Below are 22,793 nucleotides of genomic sequence, written 5' to 3'. Positions count from 1 at the left end.
GTGCGTTCGTCAGTGGCGCATCTGAGCGTGGCCGGCGCAAGGAAACTTTGACTTATGGCATTCGGACGACTGGAACGCACCAAGGGCTCCGAGCCCATGAGCGACATCAACGTCACGCCGCTGGTGGACGTGATGCTGGTGCTGTTGGTGATCTTCATCATCACGGCGCCGCTGCTGGCCAGCTCGATCCGGCTGGATCTGCCGAAGACGGACGCGGCCAAACCGGGCGATCCGCCCAAGTTCGTGACGGTGGTGGTCGACAAGACCGGCCAGGCCTTCTTCAACGACAAGCCGGTGTCGCAGGGCGAGCTGGCCAACGAATTGCAGGGCGCGGCCAAGCTCAATCCTGAAACCGAAGTGCAGCTGCGCGCCGACAGCGGCGTGCCCTACGGCCGCGTGGTCGAGGTGATGGGCGAGGCGCAAAAGGCCGGGCTGAACCGCATCGGCTTTGTGGCCGACCCGACGGGCGCCGCGCCGCCGGTGCCTGCGGCGTCGCAATAGGGCGCGCGCCACCCACGGGGGCGTCGAGCCGGATTCTGGGTCATTTCGGCCTCTGGCCCTACAGCGGATTGCGCGGGCAGCTCCTTTTTTTGTAGTGATGTCGGATTCCTGAGCCGCCCGGTCGGCCTGCGCCGCGCGCCTACAATTTGCGCATGCAAGAAACCTACGACCATCGCCGCGTCGAGCAGGCTGCCCAGGCCGACTGGCAAGCCCAGGACGCCTACCGGGTGACGGAAGACCCGAACAAGAAAAAATACTACGCCTGTTCCATGTTGCCCTACCCCAGCGGCAAGCTGCACATGGGGCACGTGCGCAACTACACCATCAACGACATGCTGGCGCGCCAGCTGCGCATGCAGGGCTACAACGTGCTGATGCCCATGGGCTGGGACGCCTTCGGCCTGCCGGCCGAGAACGCGGCGCTAAAAAACGGTGTGCCGCCGGCCAAGTGGACCTACGAGAACATCGCCTACATGAAAGGGCAAATGCAGGCCATGGGCTTGGCCATCGACTGGAGCCGCGAAGTCGCCACCTGCGACCCCGACTACTACCGCTGGAACCAGTGGCTGTTCTTGAAGATGCTGGAAAAAGGCATCGCCTACCGCAAGACCCAGGTCGTCAACTGGGACCCGGTCGACCAGACGGTGCTGGCCAACGAGCAGGTGATCGACGGCAAGGGCTGGCGCACCGGCGCGCCGGTGGAAAAGCGCGAGATCCCCGGCTACTACCTGAAGATCACCGACTACGTGCAAGAGCTGCTCGACCACGTGCAGCTCGGCAACGACAAGGCGACGCTCACCGGCTGGCCCGATCGCGTGCGCCTGATGCAGGAAAACTGGATTGGCAAGAGCGCCGGTGTGCGCTTCGCCTTCACCCACGACATCCGCGGCGCGGACGGGCAGCCGATCCAGGAAGGGCGCATGTACGTGTTCACCACGCGCGCCGACACCATCATGGGCGTGACCTTCTGCGCCGTCGCGGCCGAGCACCCGCTGGCCACCCACGCCGCGCAAGGCAACCCCGAACTGGCGGCCTTCATTGAAAAGTGCAAGCAGGGCGGCACGACCGAGGCCGAACTGGCGCTGAGAGACAAGGAAGGCATGCCCACTGGCCTGAACGTGGTGCACCCGCTGACCGGCGAGGAAGTCCCGCTGTGGGTTGGTAACTACGTGCTGATGAGCTACGGCGACGGCGCCGTCATGGGCGTGCCCGCGCACGACGAACGCGACTTTGCTTTCGCGTTGAAGTACGGCCTGCCGATCACCCAAGTGGTGCACATCGACGGCGAGACCTACAACCACAGCCAGTGGCAGGACTGGTACGCCGACAAGCAGCGCGGCGTGACCATCAATTCGGACACGTTCAGCGGCATGAGCTACCCCGAGGCGGTCAACGCCGTTGCCCACGCGCTGGAACAAAAAGGCCTGGGCGAGAAGAAGACCACCTGGCGCCTGCGCGACTGGGGCATCAGCCGCCAGCGCTACTGGGGCACGCCGATCCCCATGATCCATTGCGACGCGTGCGGCACCGTGCCCGTGCCCGAGAGGGACCTGCCCGTCGTCTTGCCGCAGGACCTGGTGCCCGACGGCAGCGGCAACCCGCTGAACAAGTCCGAGGCGTTTCTGAAGGTCGATTGCCCGTGCTGTGGAAAGCCGGCGCGGCGCGAGACGGACACGATGGACACCTTCATCGACTCGTCCTGGTACTTCATGCGCTACTGCGACCCGAAGAACGCCGAGGCCATGGTCGCCGGCGGCACCGAGTACTGGATGCCGATGGACCAGTACATCGGCGGTATCGAACACGCCATCCTGCACCTGCTGTACGCGCGCTTCTGGACCAAGGTGATGCGCGACCTGGGCTTGGTGAAGATTGACGAGCCCTTCACCAAACTGCTGACGCAGGGCATGGTGCTCAACCACATCTATTCGCGCCGCACCGCCAAGGGTGGCAAGGAATATTTCTGGCCGGCCGACATCGACCCCGTGATGGACGCCGACGGCCACCAGGTGGGCGCCAAGCTGAACAAGGCGGTGGGCGACTTGCCCGCCGGCACGCTGATCGACTACGAGGGCGTGGGCACCATGTCCAAGTCCAAGAACAACGGCGTGGACCCGCAGGACCTGATCGAAAAGTACGGCGCCGACACCGCACGCCTGTACACCATGTTCACCGCGCCGCCCGAGGCCACGCTGGAGTGGAACGACGCGGCCGTCGAAGGCAGCTACCGCTTCCTGCGCCGCGTGTGGAACTTCGGCGTCAAGCTGAATGCTATGAATAACATAGCTGCCAGCGCAGTATTGGCGAGCGCTGCAGGCAAGAATGGCATTGAATTCAGCAAGAACGCCAAGGGCTTGCGGCACGAGGTGCACAGCGTGCTGGGCCAGATCGACTACGACTACCAGCGCCTGCAGTACAACACCGTGGTGTCCGGCGCGATGAAGCTGCTGAACGCGCTGGAGGGCTTCAAGTCCGATGGCTCGGTGGGCGACCAGGCCGCGCTGGCCGAAGGCTTTTCGGTGCTGCTGCGCGTGCTGTACCCGGTCACGCCGCACATGACGCACGCGCTGTGGAAGGCGCTGGGCTTCGAGGCGGTGCAGGGCGCGTTGCTGGACGCGCCCTGGCCCAAGCCGGACGAGGATGCGCTCAAGCTGGACGAGGTGGAATTGATGCTGCAGGTCAACGGCAAGTTGCGCGGGGCGATTCAGGTGCCGGCCGGCGCCAGCAAGGACGACATCGAGAAAACCGCGCTGGCCAGCGAGGCGTTTGCCAAGCACAGCGGTGAGGGCGCGGTGAAGAAGGTCATCGTGGTGCCCGGCCGACTGGTCAACGTGGTGGTGGCCTGACATGGCGCGCCGCCGCACGCTGTTCGGTGCCGCCCTGACGGCGCCCCTGTTCACCGCCTGCGGCTTCGCGCTGCGCAAGCCGCCGAAGTTCGCCTTCCGCAGCATCGCGCTGGCGATGCCGGCCACGTCCACCCTGGGGACCGAGCTGCGTCGGCAGCTGGAGGGCACGGGCAGCGTGCAGGTCATCACCGACCCGGCGCAGCTCGGCAAGGCCGAAGCGGTGCTGGAAAGCCCGGGCGACGTGCGCGAACGGGTGGTGGTGAGCGTGACGGCCACCGGCGAGGTGCGCGAGTTGACGCTGCGCATCCGCTTCAGCTTCCGGCTGCGCACCGCGGATGGACGCGAGTTGCTGCCCATGTCCGAGATCACGCGCCAGATCGACCAGAGCTATGCCGAATCGGCCGCGTTGTCGAAGGAGCAGGAAGGGCTGATGCTCTACCAGAACATGCAGAGCGACATCGTCCAGCAGGTCATGCGCCGGCTGGCGACCGCCCACCTGTGATCTGTTGTCTGCTGGCGCGCATGGCACGCCGCAGCTGAACGACCGGAACCCGATGCAACTGCCAGCGCCTCAACTCCTGACGCATCTGCAGAAAACGCTGCGGCCGCTGTACACCGTGCACGGCGATGAGCCCCTGTTGGTGCAGGAAGCGGCCGACGCCATCCGGGAGGCCGCGCGCACCCAGGGCTACACCGAGCGCACCGTGCACACCGTGCAGGGCGCCCACTTCGACTGGGGCTCGGTGCTCGCGGCCGGCAACAGCCTGAGCCTGTTTGCCGACAAGCAACTGATCGAGATCCGCATTCCGTCGGGCAAGCCCGGCAAGGACGGCAGCGCTGCGCTGCAGCAGATCGCCGAAGGTGCCGCGGGCAATGACAGCACGCTGACGCTGGTGCTGCTGCCGCGGCTGGACAAGGCCACGCGCACGGGGGCCTGGTTCGCTGCGCTCGACGGCGCCGGCGCCACGGTCCAGATCGATCCGGTGGAGCGCCATGCGCTCCCGCCATGGATTGCGGCGCGGCTGGCGGCCCAGGGGCAACGCGTGGCGGCTGGCGAAGCGGGGCAAAGAACGCTCAGCTTCTTTGCCGATCGCGTGGAAGGCAACCTGCTGGCGGCACACCAGGAAATCACCAAGCTGGGTTTGCTTTACCCGGCGGGCGAACTCAGCGCCGAGCAGATCGAGGCCGCGGTGTTGAACGTCGCGCGCTTTGACGTATTCAAGCTGAGCGAGGCCGTGCTGGCCGGTCGGCGCGAGCGCGTGCAGCGCATGCTGGACGGCTTGCAGGCCGAAGGCGAGTCCGAAGTGCTGGTCCACTACACGCTGGCCGAGGACATCCGTGCGCTCAAGCGCGTCAAGGACGCACTGGGCCAGGGCCGCCCATTGCCAATGGCCCTGCGTGAACAGCGCATCTGGGGCTTGCGCGAACGGCTGTTTGAGCGCGTGCTGCCGCATATGACCGATCTGCAACTGCATGGCTTGCTGCAGGCGGCACAGCAGGTCGATGGGATCGTCAAGGGGTTGAAACACCCTGGTTGGCCGGCGCAGCCCTGGGCAGCGTTGCACCGGCTGGCGCAAAGCCTGTGCGGCGCGTGCGGAAAAGCGGTCAGCCGGCCGGTGTCCAGGGTGTGATTGGCGCCTCGCGGCGCGGGACGGATGCGCGTGTGCCTGGATCGATCGCAAGGCGTGGCCTGTCGCTCGTGCGGCACATTTCACGCTAGCGCCGGCTTTGGCGCGAGGCCGATGCCCGCCGCACGGGCCAACACATGCGGTTCTTCTTACAATGGGAATCCCATTGGACGCATATGCCAAAGCTTGAACAGAAAACTGCGCGACTGACGGTGTTGATTGACCCGTCCAAGAAGCGCGCGTTTGAAGCCCTCTGTGCTTCGCTGGACGTCACCCCCTCACAGGTGGTGCGCAAGCTGATCCGCGACTACCTTACGCAGAACGGGGTGCAATGGACCCCGGGCGATCACGGCGAAGACAATGCCGGTGATGCCGACGGTCAGGGCTGAGTCGCGCTGACGTTCTCCCGCTTGGCTTGAGGCGAATCGTGCCTCTCCTAGTGCCGACCTTCCTGCGCCGTACGCACCGTTCTCATAAAAAAAGCCCCGGCATGCCGGGGCTTTTTGTTGGACGATCCGGCCAGGATCAGAAGTTCATTTCCTTGTCCACGTCGGCGGTCTTGCGACGGGCCATGGCCAGGTTGGCGCGCTGCTTGTCCAGCACGTAGTAGATGAACACGCCTTCCTTGCGGGCCGACGGGCGCAGGATGTGGTACTGCTTGCCCAGCGTGATCAGGATGTCTTCGATGACGTCGTTCAGACCGAGCGAGCGCATGGTCTTCATCTTGGCGCGCACCACTTCGGTGTTGCCGGCGGCGGCCACTTCCAGGTCCACGCCGGTACCGATGGAGCCCAGCATCATGCCGGAGGCGGAGTCGACCACGGCCGCGCACATGGCGCCATCCAGAGTCATCAATTCGTCGAGGGTTTGTTTGATCGTAGCCATGTGCTTCCTTGTTTGAAATGAGTGAGGTGAAGAGAGAAAAAGGCTCGCTGGGCATTGCCTGGGCGCTGCGCGGCTTGCTGGAGTCCAATGTAATCGGCCGTCTGATTCCATCGCAATGGGGGCGCAGGCATGTGTGCGGAGTTCGTGTGATGGATTGCATGGTTGCCGGCGCAAAAACACCTTGCGTGCCGTGGGATGGCTGCAACGCCACTGCTTGAAAGGAGACAGACTTCGGGCGGCATCGGCTGGTGTTTGCGATCCAGGCGCGACTTATTTCACGGTGGCAAAAAGGGGCATGGGACGGTGAAATGTCCTATGAATCGGCTGAACAGGCCCAGGCGCACCGCAACATCACCCCGTCAACTCAAGTCGCCGTTCACGGGCTTGCCTGGCGTTGGCGACCACCCCGGTTGCTTTTTGGGAAAATGAGGTGATGAATGCCTCCAACGTCGCCGAAACCATGCAACTGCTGGGCTCGCAGGCCCGCGCCGCCTCGCGCGCCATGGCCCGCTCGGGCATTGCTGCGCGCAACCGCGCCCTGCGCGAGCTGGCGCGGCTGCTGCGCGAGCAGACCGACGCGCTGCAAGCGCCCAACCAGCGCGATCTGGCGCGCGCGCGCGATGCCGGTCTGGCCGAGCCGATGGTCGATCGTCTCAAACTCACGCCAGCCATCCTCGAAACCTGCGCCGAGGGCTGCGAGCAACTGGCGGCCATGCCCGATGTGATTGGCGACGTTGTCTCCCTGCGCCAACAGCCCAGCGGCATCCGCGTCGGCCAGATGCGCGTGCCGATCGGCGTGTTCGGCATGATTTACGAAAGCCGCCCCAACGTCACGATCGAGGCGGCCAGCCTGTCGATCAAGAGCGGCAACGCCTGCATCCTGCGTGGCGGCAGCGAGGCGATCGATTCCAACACAGCCTTGGCGGCACTGGTGCAGCAAGCGCTGCAGATCGCCGGGCTGCCGCGCGAAGCCGTGCAATTGGTGCCGACCACCGACCGCGCCGCGGTGGGCCACCTGATCGCCATGCCGGACTTTGTCGACGTGATCATCCCGCGCGGCGGAAAGGGCCTGATCGAGCGCATCAGCGCCGAAGCCAAGGTGCCCGTCATCAAGCACCTGGACGGCAACTGCCACACCTATGTCGACGACCCGAGCGATCTGGACCTGGCCGTCAAGGTGACGGACAACGCCAAGACCCAGAAATACAGTCCTTGCAACGCGACCGAGAGCCTGCTGGTCGCGCGCGGCGTGGCGCCCGCCTTCCTGCCGCGCATCGGCGCCGTGCTGGCGGCCAAGGGCGTGGAAATGCGCTGCGATCCCGAGTCCTTGGCTATTCTTGAATCAAATCTCTGCTCAGCCCTACAGCCGTCTGCGCAAGCAGCTACAAAAAAAATAGTGAAATTGGTGCCGGCAACGGAGCAGGACTGGTCGGAGGAATACCTCGCCCCCATTCTCAGCATCAAGGTCGTGGCCGGCGTGGACGAGGCGATCGAGCACATCAACCGCTACTCCAGCCACCACACCGACGCCATTCTCACCACGGACCACGGGCACGCGCAGCGTTTCCTGCGCGAAGTCGATTCGGCCAGCGTCATGGTCAACGCCAGCACGCGCTTTGCCGACGGTTTCGAATACGGACTGGGCGCCGAAATCGGCATCAGCACCGACAAGTTCCACGCCCGCGGCCCAGTCGGCCTGGAAGGGCTGACTTCGCTGAAATGGGTGGTGCTGGGCGAGGGTGAGGTGCGCGGGTGAACGCTTCTCCGGCCGGCTGACGCCGTCGACCGCCGGCGCGACGCACTCGCGCCGCGCGTTCTGTGCAAGGCGGCCGCTGATGCGGTAACGGGCGGCCGTGCCACTACACTGCGGGCTTGATCGCGCTCCGCGCCGCCCGACTACCCGCACCATGGTCCCCCACCTCATCACCGCCCTCACGGGCCCCATCAACGAGCTGGAGCAGCGCATCCTGGACGCCACGCCGGTGATCGAGCGCTGGTTCCGCCTGGAGTGGATGGAGCACACGCCACCGCTGTACTGCTCGGTGGATATCCGCAATGCGGGCTTCAAGCTCTCGCCAGTGGATACCAACCTGTACCCGGACGGCTGGCACAACCTGTCGCCGGACATGCTGCCGCTGGCGGTGCAGGCCGGACAGGCGGCGATCGAGAAGATCTGCCCCGAGGCGCGCAACCTGCTGATCGTGCCGGAAAACGGCAAGCCGAGCAGTTTCTACCTGGCCAGCCTGGCGCGGCTGCAGGAGATCTTCCGGATGGCGGGGCTGAACGTGCGCTTCGGCTCGATCGACCCGGCGGTCAAGCGCGCCGTGTCTTACGCCCTGCCGGATGGCGAGAAGATCACCTTCGAGCCCGCGCAGCGCACGCGCTACAGAGTGGGGCTCAAGCATTTCGACCCGTGCACGATCCTGCTGAACAACGACCTGTCGGCGGGTGCCCCGGGCATTCTGGAAGACCTGCATGAGCAGTACCTGCTGCCGCCGTTGCAGGCGGGTTGGAGCGTGCGGCGCAAGAGCCGCCACTTCCAGTGCTACGAAGAAGTGGCCAAGCGTTTCGGAAAGTTGATCGGGGTCGATCCCTGGCTGATCAACCCGCTGTTCGCCAGCTGCGGCGAGATCGACATCCACGAGCCCAGCGGCGGCGAGTGCCTGCGCAGCAACGTGGACGCGCTGCTGACCAAGATCCGCCGCAAGTACAAGGAATACGGCATCAACGAGAAGCCCTTCGTCGTCGTCAAGGCCGATCAGGGCACGCGCGGCATGGGCATCATGACCGTTCGCGACGCCAAGGAACTGGCGCAGTTGGGCAGCAAACCCACGCGTGGCAAGGCGCTGCCCGAAGTGCCGCACGGCGAGGTGATCATCCAGGAAGGCGTGCTGACCAACGAGCGCATCCACGACGCGGTGGCCGAGCCGGTGGTCTACATGATCGACCGCTATGTGGTGGGTGGCTTCTACCGCGTGCACGCCGACCGCGGTGAGGACGAGAGCCTGAACGCCCCCGGCGCGCGCTTTGTGCCGCTGGCCTTTGCCAACAACACCCAGCTGCCCAAGCCGGGCGTCAAGGCTGGCGCTAGCGCGCCCAACCGCTTTTACATGTACGGCGTGATCGGCCGCCTGGCCCTGGTGGCCGCCAGCTACGAGCTGGAAGCGACCGATCCCGAACTGGAAGCCCTGGCCTGACCGCAAGGGCGCCTTCGGACAGCGCAGACCGGCCGCCCTTCTCGCTACCGACACCCAAGCCCTGTATGGTTGCCATCTGGCGCCCCGACCGCTTGTTGTTGCCCGCGTCGCCGGGAAGTCGTTTACGCTCACGTCCCGTGCGCGATGCCACTGACCTGATCTGTGTCTGACTCCAAATCCTCCCTTCCCGCCCTGACCGTGGGCGCCATCGGCGTGGTCTACGGCGACATCGGCACCAGCGTGCTGTACGCCGTGAAGGAGGTGTTCGGCTCCGGCCATGTGCCTTTCACGCACGCCAACGTCTACGGCGTGCTGTCCATCATCTTCTGGACGCTGACGATCATCGTCTCGCTGAAGTACGTGACGCTGGTGCTGCGCGCCGACAACCACGGCGAGGGCGGTCTGGTCGCCATGCTGGCGCTGGCGTCGCAATCGGTGAAGGACAAGGCACCCGCGCTGCGCAAGTGGATGCTGCTGATCGGCATCTTCGGCACCTGCCTGTTCTACGGCGATGGCGTCATCACCCCGGCCATCTCGGTGCTGTCGGCGGTGGAGGGGCTGGAAGTCGTCTCGCCCACCTTCACCAAGGCCGTGATTCCGCTCACCTTGGTCGTGCTGTTTCTGCTGTTCTGGGTGCAAAAACGCGGGACGGCCGGCATCGGCAAGTTCTTCGGACCGGTGATGCTGGTGTGGTTTGCCACCATCGCGTCGCTGGGCGTTTACCACATCGTTGATCACCCCGAGATCTTGAGCGCCCTCAGCCCGCACCACGCGCTGGGTTTCATCTGGCGCCAGCCCGGCACGGCCTTCATCATTCTCGGCGCTGTGGTGCTGTGCGTGACCGGGGGCGAGGCGCTCTACGCCGACATGGGGCACTTCGGCAAGAAGCCGATCCGCATCGCCTGGTTCTCGATCGTGATGCCCGCGCTCACGCTTAACTACTTTGGCCAGGGTGCGCTGCTGCTGGCCGAGCCCGAGGCGGTGAAGAACCCGTTCTTCCACCTCGCGCCCGACTGGTTTGCGCTGCCGCTGGTGGGCATGGCAACCATGGCCACGGTGATCGCGTCGCAGGCGCTGATCAGCGGCGCGTTCAGCGTGACCAAGCAGGTCATCCAGCTGGGCTACCTGCCGCGCCTGCAGATCCGCCACACCAGCACCAAGGACACGGGCCAGATCTACATGCCCTTCGTCAACTGGACGCTGTTCGCGCTGATCGTGCTGGCCGTTGTGCTGTTCCGTTCGTCCAGCAACCTGGCCGCTGCTTACGGCATTGCCGTCACGCTCGACATGCTGATCACCACCGTGCTCACCTTCTTTGTGATCCGCTACGGCTGGGGCTACCCGCTGTGGCTGTGCCTGGGCGCCACGGGCTTTTTCTTCACGGTCGATCTGGCCTTCTTCAGCTCCAACCTGCTCAAGCTGTTCGAGGGCGGCTGGTTCCCGCTGCTGATCGGCGGCGCCATCTTCATGCTGATGATCACCTGGAAGGACGGGCGCGACCTGCTGGTGCGCACGCTGCGCGCCTCGGCGATTGACCTCAAGACCTTCCTCGAATCGGTCTTCGTCTCGCCACCCGCGCGGGTGGAAGGCACGGCCGTGTTCATGACCTCGCAGCCCGACGTTGTGCCCAACGCCATGCTGCACAACCTCAAGCACAACAAGGTGCTGCACGAGCAGAACCTGTTCGTCACCGTGCGCAGCCACGAAGTGCCCTGGATCGGGATGGACAAGCGCCTGCAGGTCGATTCGCTCGGCCACGACTGCTGGCAGGTCATCGTGCACTACGGTTTCAAGAACGACCAGGACCTGCCCAAGGCGCTGGCGCTGCTGTCGGCGCGCGGCATCAAACTCAACCCGATGTCGACCAGCTACTTCCTCTCGCGCGACATCGTCACGCCCACTATCGGCTCCGGCATGATGCCGTGGCGCGAGAAGCTGTTCGCCCAGATGCACCACAGCGCCACCGCCGCGGCCGAGTTCCTGAACCTGCCAAGCAACGCTGTGGTCGAGCTGGGCTCCAAAGTTGAAATTTAAGTGTTTTGTGTCTGCAGCCCTACGGCCACCTGCGCAGGCAGCTATTGATTTGATAGTTTTTTGCCGCGTCGTCTCCGCGCGCCGCAGCGCCGCATGAGCTTCTTTCGCGACCTGAGCGTCTCGGCGGTCGTCGCCGGTTTCGTGGCCGTGCTGGTAGGCTTCACCAGTTCCGTCGCGCTGGTGTTCCAGGCCGCACAGGCCTTTGGCGCCACACCCGAGCAGACCACGTCCTGGATGTGGGCGCTGGGCCTGGGCATGGGGTTGACCACGGCGTTGCCCTCGCTGTGGCTGAAGCAGCCGGTGATGATCGCCTGGAGCACGCCCGGCGCGGCCGTGCTGGCCAGCGCGGGCATGGGCTACTCGATGCACGAAGCGGTGGGCGCCTTCATCGTCTGCGCCGTGTTGATCACGCTGGCGGGGGCCACCGGGTGGTTTGCGCGCGTGATGAACCGCATCCCCATGGCCATCGCGTCGGCGCTGCTGGCGGGCGTGCTGGCGCGCTTTGGGATGTCGGCGTTTTCGGCCGCGCAGACGGCGCCGCTGCTGGTCATCGCGATGCTTGTCGCGTACCTGCTCGGCAAGCGCCTGCTGCCGCGCTACGCGGTGCCGATCACGCTGCTGGTGGGCATCGCCATCGCCGCGGCCCAGGGGCGGATCGGTTGGTCGGCCGTGCAGTGGGAATGGGCGCACCCGGTCTGGACCACACCGCACTTCACGTGGCAGGCGGCCGTGAGCCTGGCGCTGCCGCTCTTCGTGGTGACCATGGCGTCGCAGAACCTGCCGGGCGTGGCCGCGATCCGGGCCGCGGGCTACGACATGCCGATCAGCCGCTTGATCAGCCTCACGGGCATCGCCACGCTGATGCTGGCACCGTTTGGCGGGTACGCGCTCAACCTCAGTGCGATCACCGCCGCCATTTGCATGGGGCCGGAGGCGCACCCGGACCGCGACCGGCGCTACACCGCCGCCGTGGCCTGCGGGGTGTTCTACGTGCTGGTCGGCCTGTTCGGCGCGGCCGTGACGGGGCTGCTGACCGCTTTCCCGAAGGAACTGGTCGCGGCCATCGCCGGGCTGGCGCTGCTGGCCACCATCGGCAACGGCCTGGTCGCCGCAGTCAAGGACGAAGCGCACCGCGAACCGGCCGTCATCACCTTCCTCGTCACGCTCTCGGGTGTCACGCTGTGGGGCATTGGCTCGGCCTTTTGGGGCGTTGTCGCCGGTGCGCTGGCGCTGGCCATCGCGCAGTGGCGGCGCACGGCCCCAGGCGCGCAAGACCCGGCGCGATAAGGCAAGATGGCGGCCCCGGCGGCTGCGTGCGCCGCTGTGTGAACCGGACTGTCACCCATGAACCTGCTCGTCATCGCCGACCCGCTCGACCACTTCAAGATCTACAAGGACACCACCTTCGCCATGATGCGCGAGGCGGCGCGGCGCGGGCACCAGCTCACGGCCTGCGAGCCGCGCGACATCCGCTGGCAAAGCGGCCAGCCGGTGATGGCGACGGTGCGCGACATCACGCTGACGGGGGACAGTGCGAACTGGTACAGCGCCAGCGAACCGCGCGCGGTCGCGCTGCGCGACGTCGACGCCGTGCTGATGCGCAAGGACCCGCCGTTCGACGCCGAATTCATTTATTGCACGCACCTTTTGTCGCAGGCGGAGCGCGAGGGCGCCCGCGTCATCAACCGACCGGCTTCGCTGCGCGAGCACCCCGAGAAGCTCGCGGTGATGGAGTTCCCGCAGTTCATCGGCCCGACCCTGGTCACCCGTTCGGCCGACGACGTGCGTGCCTTTCACGCCGAGCACCAGGACATCATCTGCAAGCCGCTTGACGGCATGGGCGGCATGGGCATCTTCCGCGTGAAAGCCGATGGCCTGAACCTGGGCAGCATCATCGAGACGCTCAACCACCATGGCGCAGTTACGCTGATGGTGCAGAAGTTCCTGCCCGAAATCGTGGAGGGCGACAAGCGCGTGCTGATCATCGACGGCGAGCCCGTGCCCTTCTGCCTGGCGCGCATCCCGCAAGGCAGCGAGGTGCGCGGCAACCTGGCCGCAGGCGGCAAGGGCGTGGCGCAACCGCTCACCGACACCGACCGCGCCACGGCGCGCGCCATCGGGCAGGTGCTGGCGCCGCGCGGGCTGCTGCTGATCGGGCTGGACATCATCGGCACCAAGGTGACCGAGATCAACGTCACCAGCCCCACGGCCTTTCAGGAAATCACGCAGCAGACCGGCTGCGACGTGGCCGCGCTGTTCATCGACGCTCTGGAGCGCCGGGTGGCTGAGCCCGCACCGGGGGCGATTCGCGGCCTTGGCTGACAGGCGTTCCACCGTGCGCGCGGCACACTGGCGGCGATGAGCGACCCGAATACCCCAGCGCACAAGCCCAAACCGTTTTCCATGATCCGCGAGTTCCACCTCGCGGACTGGTTCACCCTGGGCAACGCCGTGTGCGGCGTGGGGGCGATGTTCGCCATCATCACCTACATCCAGGTCGGCAGCGTGCAGCACATCTATTACGCGTGCGCGCTGGTGGTTGCTGCGCTGGTGTTCGACATCTTCGACGGCCGCGTGGCGCGCTGGCGGCAGAAGTCTTCGCTGCTGGGGCGCGAGCTGGATTCGCTGGCCGATGTCATCTCCTTCGGCGTGGCGCCGGCGCTGATCGCCTACGGCTGTGGCATGCAGGGCCTGTGGGACCGCGTCGTGCTGGGTTTTTTCGTGGCCTGCGGTGTGTCGCGGCTCGCGCGCTTCAACGTCACCGCCGAAGCCCTGTCGGACGGCGGCGACAAGGTGAAGTACTTCGAAGGCACGCCGATTCCGACGTCCATCCTGCTGGTGCTGCTGCTCTGGGTGGCGGCAGCGATGGGCGCGATCGGGCCGAACCTGTGGGGCGGCTCCGTCCGCATCGCGGGCTTCACGCTGCACCCGCTGGTGCTGCTGTATGCGCTGTCCGGCTCGCTCATGATCAGTCGCATCCGCCTACCGAAGTTTTGATACCTACTGCTACGCGCACAGGTTTCAAAAAACAATCAGGCCTGTCGCTGTTGCTGGCATTGCGCAGGCAGCTTCCGAAAGCATAGCAACCGGAGCATCACGCCAAGCCGTTGGTTGGCCTATGATCAAGCGCCCATGCCCGACAGCCGCCGCGACACGCCCTCATCCGCGCCCGCCATCGACCCCGATGAGCTGAGCGCCCTGGCGCCCTTCCGGCACAGCGTGTTCACCATGCTGTGGAGCACCTGGCTGATCGCCAACCTGTGCATGTGGATGAACGACGTGGCCTCGGCGTGGCTGATGACCACGCTGACGTCCAAGCCGATCTGGGTGGCGCTGGTGCAGACGGCGGCCACGCTGCCGGTGTTTCTGCTGGGCTTGCCTTCGGGCGCGCTGGCCGACATCCTGGACCGCAAGCGCTTCCTGCTGTTCACCCAGTTGTGGGTGGCGGTGGTGGGCGTGGTGCTGTCGCTGGCGGTGTTTTCGGGGATGATGACGCCGCCGCTGTTGTTGATGCTGATCTTCCTGAACGGCGTGGGCCTGGCGCTGCGCTGGCCGGTGTTTTCGGCCATCGTTCCCGAGCTGGTGCCGCGCAGCAAGCTGCCGGCGGCGCTGGCGCTGAACGGGGTGTCGATGAACACCTCGCGCATTCTCGGGCCGCTGATCGCCGGGGCCATCATCGCGGCGCTGGGCAGCGCCTGGGTGTTCCTGCTGAACGCGTTGCTGTCGATCGCCGCGGCGGTGGTCATTTCGCGTTGGCAGCGTGAACACCGGGTCGACCCGCTGGGGCGCGAGCGCCTCACCGGCGCCATGCGCGTGGGCCTGCAGTACGTTGCGCAGTCCTACCACCTCAAGGGCGTGCTGGCGCGCATCGCGATCTTCTTCTTTCACTCCACCGCGCTGATGGCGCTGCTGCCGCTGGTGGCGCGCAACATCGAGGGCGGCAACGCCGGCACCTTCACCGTGCTGCTGGCGGCCATGGGCGGGGGCGCGGTGGCGTCCAGTTTTGCGCTGCCGCGCCTGCGCCAGAAGCTGTCGCGCGACCGGCTCGTGCTGCTGGGCGCGACCACCCAGGCGCTCACCATGGCGGTGATGGCCTTCAACAAGAGCCTGTGGCTGGGCGCGGCGGCGATGGCGGTGGGCGGCGCGGCGTGGCTGACCACAGCCAACTCGCTCAGTGTGTCCGCGCAACTGAGCCTGCCCGACTGGGTGCGCGCGCGCGGCATGTCGATGTACCAGATGGCCATCATGGGCGCCAGCGCAGCCGGTGCGGCGGTGTGGGGCCAGGTGGCCACGTGGAGCAGCGTGCCGGTGGCGCTGGCCGCGGGCGCCGTCAGCGGCGCGCTGATCATGGCCCTGGTGAACTGGCGCTGGCCCGACCGCGGCGTGATGGAAGACCCAACGCCCGCCGGCCCAATGCCGCACCCGCGCGTGGCCGAGCCGCCCGCGCACGGCCACGTGTTGGTCACCATCGAATACCAGATCGACCCGGCGCGCGCCGACGAATTCCGCGCGCTGATGGACGAGAGCCGCCGTGCCCGCCTGCGCCAGGGGGCGCTGACCTGGGAGCTGCTGTCGGATGTGAACGACCCCGGCCGCTTTGTCGAGGTGATCGAAGACGCCTCGTGGACAGAGCACCTGCGCCGCTTCGACCGCGTCAGCGCCGCCGACGCCGGACTGCGCGAACGCAAGCTCGCCTTTCACCTGGGCGAAGAGCCGCCGGTAGTGCGCCGCGCGGTGCGCGAGACGACGGCGCGGCACGCCTAAGCGGGCGCCATCCAACGGCGCGGCAACGCTCTGTCAGAGCATCTCGGTCGCATGGGCCGGGCGAGACGCAGATTCAAGCGATATCAGGCTTCAACCCTACAGCAGTCTGCGCAGGCAGCTATTGAAAAGTGAGTAAATCGGTCGCCGACGACGGGTGCGGCATTGCCGCGTCAGGCCCGAAATCGCTGTCGCGTAAAAGCCAGTGCGACCCAGAAGCCGGCGACGGCGTAGACCACGAGCACCAGCAGGTGGCGCAGGGGATGCGCAGGCCATTGGTCCAGAAACAACGGACGCACCAGCTCCACGGCCGCGGTCAGCGGCAGCCAGTCGGTGATGGCCTGCGCGAAGGCGGGCAGTTGCTGGCGCGGGAAGAAGACGCCGGATAGGAACATCATCGGCGACAGGAACACCGCGAAGTAGTAGGTGAAGAAGTCGTAGCCCTTGGCCTTGGCGTTGAACACCAGCGCCAGGCTGGCGAAGGTGACGCCGGTGAGCAGCAGGATCGGCAACACCAGCACCAGCTTGGGGCTGTGGCTGATGCCCAGTGCCAGCATCACGCCCAGGATGGCGGTGGCGGAGAACAGCGCCTTGAAGCCCGCCCAAAGCATTTCGGCCAGCACCACGTCGTCCAACTGCACGGGGGTGTTGAGGATGCCGTCCCAGGTTTTCTGCACGTGCATGCGCGAGAAGGTGGAGTAGAGCGCCTCGAAGCTGGCCGCGTTCATGGCGCTCATGCAGATCGAGCCGCTGGCCAGAAACAGGATGTAGGGCACCTCCTGCCCGTTGGTGGGCACGCGCCCGATCATGCTGCCCAGGCCGTAGCCGAAGGCGACCAGCCACAGCAGCGGCTCGCCGATGTTGGCCAGCAGGCTGGGCACGGCCAACTTGCGCCAGACCAGCAGGTTGCGCTGGAACACGGGCCACCAGCGCATCGACACTTGCGGCGGCGCCCAGACCGAGGGCGCGGCGCTGGCGGGCACGGCAGGCGCCGCGTCGGCAGGGGCGTCAGACATTGTTCGTGCTCCTGAATACGCAGCTGGCCGCGCAAGCGGTTGTAGGGCGGGAGGGTGATTGGGCCATCAACCGTCCTCGCGGATCTGGCGCCCGGTGAGCTTGAGGAACAGGTCCTCCAGGTTCGCCGGGCGGTGCAGCGTGCGCAGCTGCGGGTGGGCTTGCAGCGCCTGCAGCAGGGCGCGCGCGTTGTGGGTGTAGAAGAAGACGGTGTCGCCGCTTTGCTCGACGCGCTCGGCGTGCGCGGCCAGCGGGTCGCCGACCAGGGCGCGCGCGCCGGGGCCGTAGACCTCGATCACTTCGGGCTCCAGGTGCTCGGCGATCAGCTCGCGCGGACGACCTTCCGCGATCTTGCGGCCGTGGTCCAGCACCAGCAGCCGGTGGCACAGGCGCTCGGCCTCGTCCATGAAGTGCGTGGTCAGCAGGATCGACTTGCCGCCCGACACCAGCATCTGCAGGCGCTCCCACATCAGGTGGCGCGCTTGCGGATCGAGCCCGGTGGTGGGCTCGTCGAGCAGCAGCAGGTCGGGGTTGTTGATGAGGGCGCGCGCCAACGACAGCCGGCGCTTCATGCCGCCCGACAACTCGCCCGGCTTGGCGTCCGCCTTGTGGGTGAGCGCGGCAAATTCGAGCAGCGGCGGCACGCGTTCGGCCAGCTCGGCGCGCGGCAGGCCGAAGTAGCGGCCGAACACGACCAGGTTTTCGGCGCAGCTGAAGTCCGGGTCGAGCGAATCGAACTGCGACACCACGCCCAGGCGCGCCTTGATCGCGAGCGCGTCGTGCGGCATGGCCAGCGCCTGGCCGTCCTCGCGCTCAAAGTAGTGGATCTGCCCCGCGTTCGCCGCCGTCAGGCCCAGGCACAGGCGGATGGTGGTCGTTTTGCCGGCGCCGTTGGGGCCAATCACGCCCAGACATTCGCCCGGCGCGATGTGGAAGGACACCCCGTCCACCACGCGCGTGTCGCCGTAATGTTTGACGAGGTCGCGGGCGTGCAGCAGGGCCAGATCGGACATACGGCCATTGTGCCCGCGGCCGCGCCGGCGCAAGATGCGACCCTAGGACGGATACCCCTTGCGTGCTAGCGAAACTTGCGGCCAAGCTTGACCATGGTTAAGATCATAAGCATGCATATGAATAAGTTGGCGTGAGGCCGACACCACGGCGCGGGCACGCACACAGCCGCGCCAGGAGACACCATGAACCCCTTGGATGCTGTCAGTTCGCTCGGCCACGCCGAATCGCTCGGTCGTTTGGAAGATCTGCCGCCGGAGTACCTGAAGGCGATCAACGACCTGTCGGTCGCGCCCTTGTGGCCGCAGCTGCGGGGGCTGCTGCCGCGCGGCAAGCCGGCGCGCGCCACGCAGCCCTTTATGTGGCGCTATCAGGACGTGCGCCCGCACCTGCTGCGTGCCGGCGAGCTCACGCCCATCGAAAAGGCCGAGCGCCGCGTGCTGGTGCTGTGCAACCCGGGCCACGGCCTCGACAAGCTGGTGGCCACGCCGACGATCTACGTCGGCATGCAGCTGATCCTGCCGGGCGAAGTCGCGCCCAACCACCGCCACACGCCCACAGCCGTGCGCTTCGTGATCGAAGGCAGCGGCGGCTTCACCACCGTCAACGGCGAAAAGTGCCCGATGGAGAAGGGCGACCTGATCCTGACGCCCGCCCTGAACTGGCACGAGCACGGCCACGAAGGCAGCGGCCCGGTGGTCTGGCTGGACGCGCTTGACCTGCCGATGGTCTACGCCATGGAAGCCAGCTACGCCATCGAAGGCCCTTCGCAACACGCGCGCGCCGAGCCCGATGCGTCGCAGAGCAAGTACCGCCGCGCCGGCCTGCTGCCGTACGCGTCGCTGGGCCAGGCGCAGCGGGCCGACTACCCGCAGATCCGCTTCCCTTGGCAGGACGTGCGCGAAGCGCTGGGCGCGCTGGCCGGTGTCACGCCGCGCGGCGAGGCGGTGCAGCTGGCGTACGTCAACCCCGAAACCGGCCGCAGCTGCCTGCCTACGCTGGGCTTCTCGGCGCAACTGCTGCGCGCGGGCGAAGATTTTGCGCCGCGCAAGCGCTCGGCCAGCAGCGTCGTCCACGTGATCGAAGGGCAGGGCGAGTCGCAGATCGACGGCGTGACCCTGACCTGGTCGGAAGGCGATACGCTGGCGATCCCGACGCACGCCGAAGTGACGCACCGCGCCCAGGGGCAGGACGCCTACCTGTTCCACGTGGACGATGCGCCGATGCAGCGCGCGCTGGGTTTTTACGAAGATTTTTGACCGCCAGCCCTACAACCATCTGCGCAAGCAGCTTCTTAATTCATAGCAATTCAGCATGAGCAACTACGTCTTCCCGCCCGCCCCGCAAGCCGCCGTGCCCGTGCGCGGCAGCGACCAGCGGTACGCCGTCAGCCGCATCTTCTGCGTCGGCCGCAACTACGCGGCCCATGCGCGCGAGATGGGCTTCGACCCGGATCGCGAACCGCCGTTCTACTTCAACAAGACCCCGATCGACCTGGTGGCCACCGGCTCGACGATCCCCTTCCCGCTGGGCACCCAGAACTACCACTACGAGATGGAACTGGTCATCGCCATCGGGCGGCCGGCCTTCCGCGTCACGCCCGAGCAGGCCAAAGACTGCGTGTGGGGCTACGCCTGTGGCCTGGACATGACGCGGCGCGACCTGCAGATCAAGTCGCGCGAGATGGGCCGCCCGTGGGATTTCGGCAAGGATTTCGAGAACGCCGCCGTCATCAGCCCGCTGGTGCCGGTGAGCGAGGTCGGCCTGATCGACAGCGGCAACATCCAGCTCAGCGTGAACGGCGCCGTCAAGCAGAACGCCGACCTGAAGGACCTGATCTGGAGCGTACCCGAGGTGATCTCCAACCTGTCTGAGTACTACCACCTGCAGCCGGGCGATTTGATCTACACCGGCACGCCCGAGGGCGTCGGCCCGGTGCAGCCCGGCGACCGGATCACCGGCAAGATCGAACGCGTGGGCGAGATCGCCCTGACGCTCGGCCAACCGGAGTAAGGCGCGCGCTCGACCCCGGCGCGCTGGGTTTCAGCGCTGCGCGACTTGCTCGTCGCTTACCGCCGGGTGCCGCAGCAACTCCTGCACAAAGGGCTGCAGCAGACGGCGCGAATCGCCCGCCACGCTGACCTGGTGGCGTTTGACGTAGATGGTGGGAAAGCTGTAGCGCAACCCCTGCTTCGGGCCCAGCACCATCTCCACCGTCTCCTCGGTTTCCTGGTACGACTCGGTGTAGGGCCGCGTGCGGGCCACGGCCTGCAGGGAATCGAACTCGAAGCCGATCTGCACCCCGGCAAAGGTTTTGGGGCCGGCCACGCAGCGGAAAACAATGCTTCTGCTGTCTGTCGCGCCGCTGTAGCGCGCGCAGCCGGCAGGCGTTTCCATCGTGATGCCGTGCAGCGCAAACTGGCGCCCGCCCATCTGACGGTCCCACCAGACCGACAGCGGGACCGGGCGTTCGCTGGCCCACAGTGCCAATGCGCCCAGCACCAGCAGTGCCAATGTTCCGGCGATCGCCCAGCGGCACCCCCTTGTACCTGCCATGCATCCCCACCGTGCGCTGCGCGGCCATGCTGCCGGGCGCGTGGCCGATTGTCCCATTGCGCCCTCTCTAGAATCGGCGTCTATGTCTGACCGCCTTGCCGTCCTGCCGCAGTACCTGCTGCCCAAGAAGTTGTTGACCCAATTGGCCGGCTGGGGGGCCGGCCTGCACGGCGGCCAGATGACCCACGCCGTCATCCGCCGTTTTGTCGCGCGCTACGGCGTGGACATGGCCGAGGCCGCCAACCCCGACATCACCAGCTACGCGAGCTTCAACGACTTCTTCACGCGGCCGCTGCGCGAGGGTGCCCGCCCGCTGGCGGTGGCAGACTACGTCTGCCCAGTGGACGGCGCCATCAGCCAGTTCGGGCCGATCGAGCGCGACCAGATTTTCCAGGCCAAGGGCCACAGCTACAGCACCCGCGCGCTGCTGGCGGGCGATGCGCGTCTGGCCACCGAGTTCGACAACGGACAGTTCGCCACGCTGTACCTCAGCCCCAAGGACTACCACCGCATCCACATGCCCTGCGCCGGGCGGCTGACGCAGATGGTGTACGTGCCGGGCGATTTGTTTTCGGTCAACCCGACCACGGCGCGCGGCGTGCCCGGCCTATTCGCGCGCAACGAGCGCGTGGTGTGCGTGTTCGACACCGCGCGCGGCCCCTTCGTGCTGGTGCTGGTCGGCGCGACCATCGTCGGCAGCATGGCCACGGTGTGGCATGGCGTGGTCAACCCACCGCGCACCGGCGACGTGCGGCGTTGGTCGTACAACGAGCCGCCGGTCACGCTGGCGCAGGGCGCGGAGATGGGGCGCTTTCTGCTGGGCTCCACCGTCGTGCTGCTGTGGCCGCACGGCACGCTCAAATTCAACCCCGACTGGGCGCCCGGTCGCGGCGTGCGCATGGGCGAGGCGATGGGCAAGGCGCTGGGCTGATTTCAAGCCAAAATGACCTCTGGCCCCACAGCCACTTGCGCTCGCAGCTTCTTAATTCATAGCAATCAAGGTTTTCCGGACTGCACTTCATGACCACGCTCGGCACCCCTTTGTCCCCTTCGGCCACCCGCGTCATGCTGCTGGGCAGCGGCGAGCTGGGCAAGGAAGTTCTGATCGCGCTGCAACGCCTGGGTGTTGAAACCATCGCTGTTGACCGCTACGCCAACGCGCCCGGCCAGCAGGTGGCGCACCACGCGCACACCATCACGATGAGCGACCCCGACGCGCTGCGCGCGCTGATCGAGCGTGAAAAGCCGATGCTGGTCGTGCCGGAGATCGAGGCCATCGCCACGCCCGTGCTGGAAGCGCTGGAGGCCGCCGGCACCGTGCGCGTGATCCCCACCGCGCGCGCCGCCCGCCTGACCATGGACCGCGAAGGCATCCGCCGCCTCGCCGCAGAAACCCTGGGCTTGCCAACCAGCCCGTACCGCTTCTGCGATTCGGCGGCCGAACTGCAGGCCGCTATCGACGGTACCGACGGCCAACCCGCCATTGGCTACCCCTGCGTCGTCAAGCCGGTGATGAGCAGCAGCGGCAAGGGCCAGAGCAAGATCGACGGCCTCGCTGATGTGCAAAATGCCTGGGAGGTCGCCATGGCGGGCGGCCGCGTGAGCCACGGCCGCGTGATCGTCGAAGGCTTCATCGACTTCGACTACGAGATCACGCTGCTTACCGTGCGCGCGCTGGGCGTGGACGGGCAAGTGGAAACGCATTTCTGCGCGCCCATCGGCCACCTGCAGGTCAGCGGCGACTACGTCGAAAGCTGGCAGCCGCACCCCATGAACCCCGCCGCGCTGGCCGAGGCGCAACGCATCGCCGAAGCGGTCACCGCCGACCTGGGCGGCCAGGGTCTGTTCGGTGTGGAGCTGTTCGTCAAGGGCGACCAGGTCTGGTTCAGCGAAGTCAGCCCGCGCCCGCACGACACCGGCATGGTCACCCTGATCACGCAGTGGCAGAACGAGTTCGAGCTGCACGCGCGCGCCATCCTGGGTCTGCCGGTCGACACCGGCCTGAAGACGCCCGGCGCCAGCGCCGTGATCTACGGTGGCGTGGACGCCGAAGGCATCGTCTTCGACGGCGTGGCCGATGCCCTGCGCGAACCCGGGACCGAGTTGCGCCTGTTCGGCAAGCCCGAAAGCTTCAGCAAGCGCCGCATGGGCGTGGCGCTGGCGCGGGATGAGGACGCAGACCGCGCGCGCGACAAGGCCAAGCGCGTGGCTGGCCGCGTGCGGCCACGCGCCGCAGGCTAGCGCGCCGCGCGAGCGGCGGCCCCGCAAACCGCTGAGCGCTCGCACGCACCGATGCGTCGGCGCGCCTGCACGTGTTCGCCGCGTACCGCTGCCCACGCGGGGCAGTCAACGAATCGACA

The 22,793-nt window shown here is 66.7% G+C and carries 21 protein-coding genes; 17 read left to right on the top strand and 4 right to left on the bottom strand.

Annotation, left to right across the window (positions count from 1 at the left end; all coding sequences use genetic code 11):
* Window positions 1-54: 54 nt before the first annotated feature.
* From FVQ98_RS03415 to FVQ98_RS03395, 5 genes are all read left to right on the top strand, one after another.
* Window positions 55-501, top strand: a complete 447-nt coding sequence (locus FVQ98_RS03415) for an ExbD/TolR family protein (protein WP_147912021.1) — start codon at window positions 55-57, stop codon at window positions 499-501.
* A gap of 152 nt (window positions 502-653) precedes the next feature.
* Window positions 654-3,347: a leucine--tRNA ligase gene (gene leuS, locus FVQ98_RS03410; protein ID WP_147912020.1), complete on the top strand. Its 2,694-nt coding sequence runs from the start codon at window positions 654-656 to the stop codon at window positions 3,345-3,347.
* A gap of 1 nt (window position 3,348) precedes the next feature.
* On the top strand, window positions 3,349-3,849 hold the full coding sequence (locus tag FVQ98_RS03405; protein WP_147912019.1) for an LPS-assembly lipoprotein LptE: 501 nt from the start codon (window positions 3,349-3,351) through the stop codon (window positions 3,847-3,849).
* Between the two features lie 52 nt (window positions 3,850-3,901).
* Window positions 3,902-4,978 (top strand): DNA polymerase III subunit delta, encoded by a 1,077-nt coding sequence (gene holA / locus FVQ98_RS03400; protein ID WP_147912018.1) that lies wholly within the window; start codon window positions 3,902-3,904, stop codon window positions 4,976-4,978.
* 134 nt (window positions 4,979-5,112) lie between these two features.
* Window positions 5,113-5,364, top strand: a complete 252-nt coding sequence (locus FVQ98_RS03395; protein ID WP_255507610.1) for a ribbon-helix-helix domain-containing protein — start codon at window positions 5,113-5,115, stop codon at window positions 5,362-5,364.
* Between the two features lie 136 nt (window positions 5,365-5,500).
* On the opposite strand, the gene FVQ98_RS03390 is transcribed toward FVQ98_RS03395, so the two are convergent.
* On the bottom strand, window positions 5,501-5,860 hold the full coding sequence (locus FVQ98_RS03390; RefSeq protein ID WP_147912016.1) for a hypothetical protein: 360 nt from the start codon (window positions 5,858-5,860) through the stop codon (window positions 5,501-5,503).
* Window positions 5,861-5,868: 8 nt separating this feature from the next.
* Between FVQ98_RS03390 and FVQ98_RS03385 the strand changes: the two genes are divergently transcribed.
* The 8 genes from FVQ98_RS03385 to FVQ98_RS03350 all read left to right on the top strand — a co-directional run bounded on the left by FVQ98_RS03385 (window position 5,869) and on the right by FVQ98_RS03350 (window position 15,855).
* Window positions 5,869-6,078, top strand: coding sequence for a hypothetical protein (locus tag FVQ98_RS03385; protein WP_147912015.1), 210 nt, complete (start codon window positions 5,869-5,871; stop codon window positions 6,076-6,078).
* A 215-nt stretch (window positions 6,079-6,293) separates the two neighbouring features.
* The gene (locus FVQ98_RS03380) at window positions 6,294-7,616 is read left to right on the top strand and encodes a glutamate-5-semialdehyde dehydrogenase (RefSeq protein WP_147912014.1); all 1,323 of its coding nucleotides are present in this window, start codon (window positions 6,294-6,296) and stop codon (window positions 7,614-7,616) included.
* Between the two features lie 151 nt (window positions 7,617-7,767).
* Window positions 7,768-9,057 carry a glutamate--cysteine ligase gene (gene gshA, locus FVQ98_RS03375; RefSeq protein WP_147912013.1) on the top strand — a complete coding sequence of 430 codons (1,290 nt, stop codon included), beginning with the start codon at window positions 7,768-7,770 and terminating at the stop codon, window positions 9,055-9,057.
* Window positions 9,058-9,219: 162 nt separating this feature from the next.
* Window positions 9,220-11,091 carry a potassium transporter Kup gene (locus tag FVQ98_RS03370; RefSeq protein WP_147912012.1) on the top strand — a complete coding sequence of 624 codons (1,872 nt, stop codon included), beginning with the start codon at window positions 9,220-9,222 and terminating at the stop codon, window positions 11,089-11,091.
* A gap of 93 nt (window positions 11,092-11,184) precedes the next feature.
* Window positions 11,185-12,378: a benzoate/H(+) symporter BenE family transporter gene (locus FVQ98_RS03365; protein WP_147912011.1), complete on the top strand. Its 1,194-nt coding sequence runs from the start codon at window positions 11,185-11,187 to the stop codon at window positions 12,376-12,378.
* 57 nt (window positions 12,379-12,435) lie between these two features.
* Window positions 12,436-13,413: a glutathione synthase gene (gene gshB, locus FVQ98_RS03360; RefSeq protein WP_147912010.1), complete on the top strand. Its 978-nt coding sequence runs from the start codon at window positions 12,436-12,438 to the stop codon at window positions 13,411-13,413.
* A 36-nt stretch (window positions 13,414-13,449) separates the two neighbouring features.
* Complete coding sequence (gene pssA, locus FVQ98_RS03355) at window positions 13,450-14,088, top strand: CDP-diacylglycerol--serine O-phosphatidyltransferase (RefSeq protein WP_147912009.1); 639 nt, start codon at window positions 13,450-13,452, stop codon at window positions 14,086-14,088.
* Between the two features lie 135 nt (window positions 14,089-14,223).
* Window positions 14,224-15,855 carry an MFS transporter gene (locus FVQ98_RS03350; RefSeq protein WP_147912008.1) on the top strand — a complete coding sequence of 544 codons (1,632 nt, stop codon included), beginning with the start codon at window positions 14,224-14,226 and terminating at the stop codon, window positions 15,853-15,855.
* Window positions 15,856-16,025: 170 nt separating this feature from the next.
* Here the strand turns inward: FVQ98_RS03350 and FVQ98_RS03345 are convergent, their stop codons facing one another.
* Window positions 16,026-16,868, bottom strand: coding sequence for an ABC transporter permease (locus FVQ98_RS03345; RefSeq protein WP_147912007.1), 843 nt, complete (start codon window positions 16,866-16,868; stop codon window positions 16,026-16,028).
* Between the two features lie 66 nt (window positions 16,869-16,934).
* Window positions 16,935-17,879, bottom strand: coding sequence for an ATP-binding cassette domain-containing protein (locus FVQ98_RS03340; RefSeq protein ID WP_147912006.1), 945 nt, complete (start codon window positions 17,877-17,879; stop codon window positions 16,935-16,937).
* A 183-nt stretch (window positions 17,880-18,062) separates the two neighbouring features.
* Between FVQ98_RS03340 and FVQ98_RS03335 the strand changes: the two genes are divergently transcribed.
* Window positions 18,063-19,136: a cupin domain-containing protein gene (locus FVQ98_RS03335; RefSeq protein WP_147912005.1), complete on the top strand. Its 1,074-nt coding sequence runs from the start codon at window positions 18,063-18,065 to the stop codon at window positions 19,134-19,136.
* Window positions 19,137-19,191: 55 nt separating this feature from the next.
* Window positions 19,192-19,890 (top strand): fumarylacetoacetate hydrolase family protein, encoded by a 699-nt coding sequence (locus tag FVQ98_RS03330; protein WP_147912004.1) that lies wholly within the window; start codon window positions 19,192-19,194, stop codon window positions 19,888-19,890.
* Between the two features lie 30 nt (window positions 19,891-19,920).
* Here the strand turns inward: FVQ98_RS03330 and FVQ98_RS03325 are convergent, their stop codons facing one another.
* Window positions 19,921-20,433 carry a hypothetical protein gene (locus FVQ98_RS03325; RefSeq protein WP_147912003.1) on the bottom strand — a complete coding sequence of 171 codons (513 nt, stop codon included), beginning with the start codon at window positions 20,431-20,433 and terminating at the stop codon, window positions 19,921-19,923.
* Between the two features lie 82 nt (window positions 20,434-20,515).
* Between FVQ98_RS03325 and asd the strand changes: the two genes are divergently transcribed.
* Entirely contained in the window at window positions 20,516-21,364 is an 849-nt protein-coding gene (asd, locus tag FVQ98_RS03320) for an archaetidylserine decarboxylase (protein ID WP_147912002.1), read from the top strand.
* Between the two features lie 89 nt (window positions 21,365-21,453).
* Window positions 21,454-22,674, top strand: a complete 1,221-nt coding sequence (gene purT, locus FVQ98_RS03315; RefSeq protein WP_147912001.1) for a formate-dependent phosphoribosylglycinamide formyltransferase — start codon at window positions 21,454-21,456, stop codon at window positions 22,672-22,674.
* The last annotated feature ends 119 nt before the right edge of the window (window positions 22,675-22,793 follow it).

Source organism: Ottowia flava (assembly GCF_008017535.1).
Classification (GTDB): Bacteria; Pseudomonadota; Gammaproteobacteria; order Burkholderiales; family Burkholderiaceae_C; genus Ottowia; species Ottowia flava.
The sequence above is the reverse complement of the archived record's forward strand: the minus strand, read 5'-3'. Positions and strand labels throughout refer to the sequence as shown.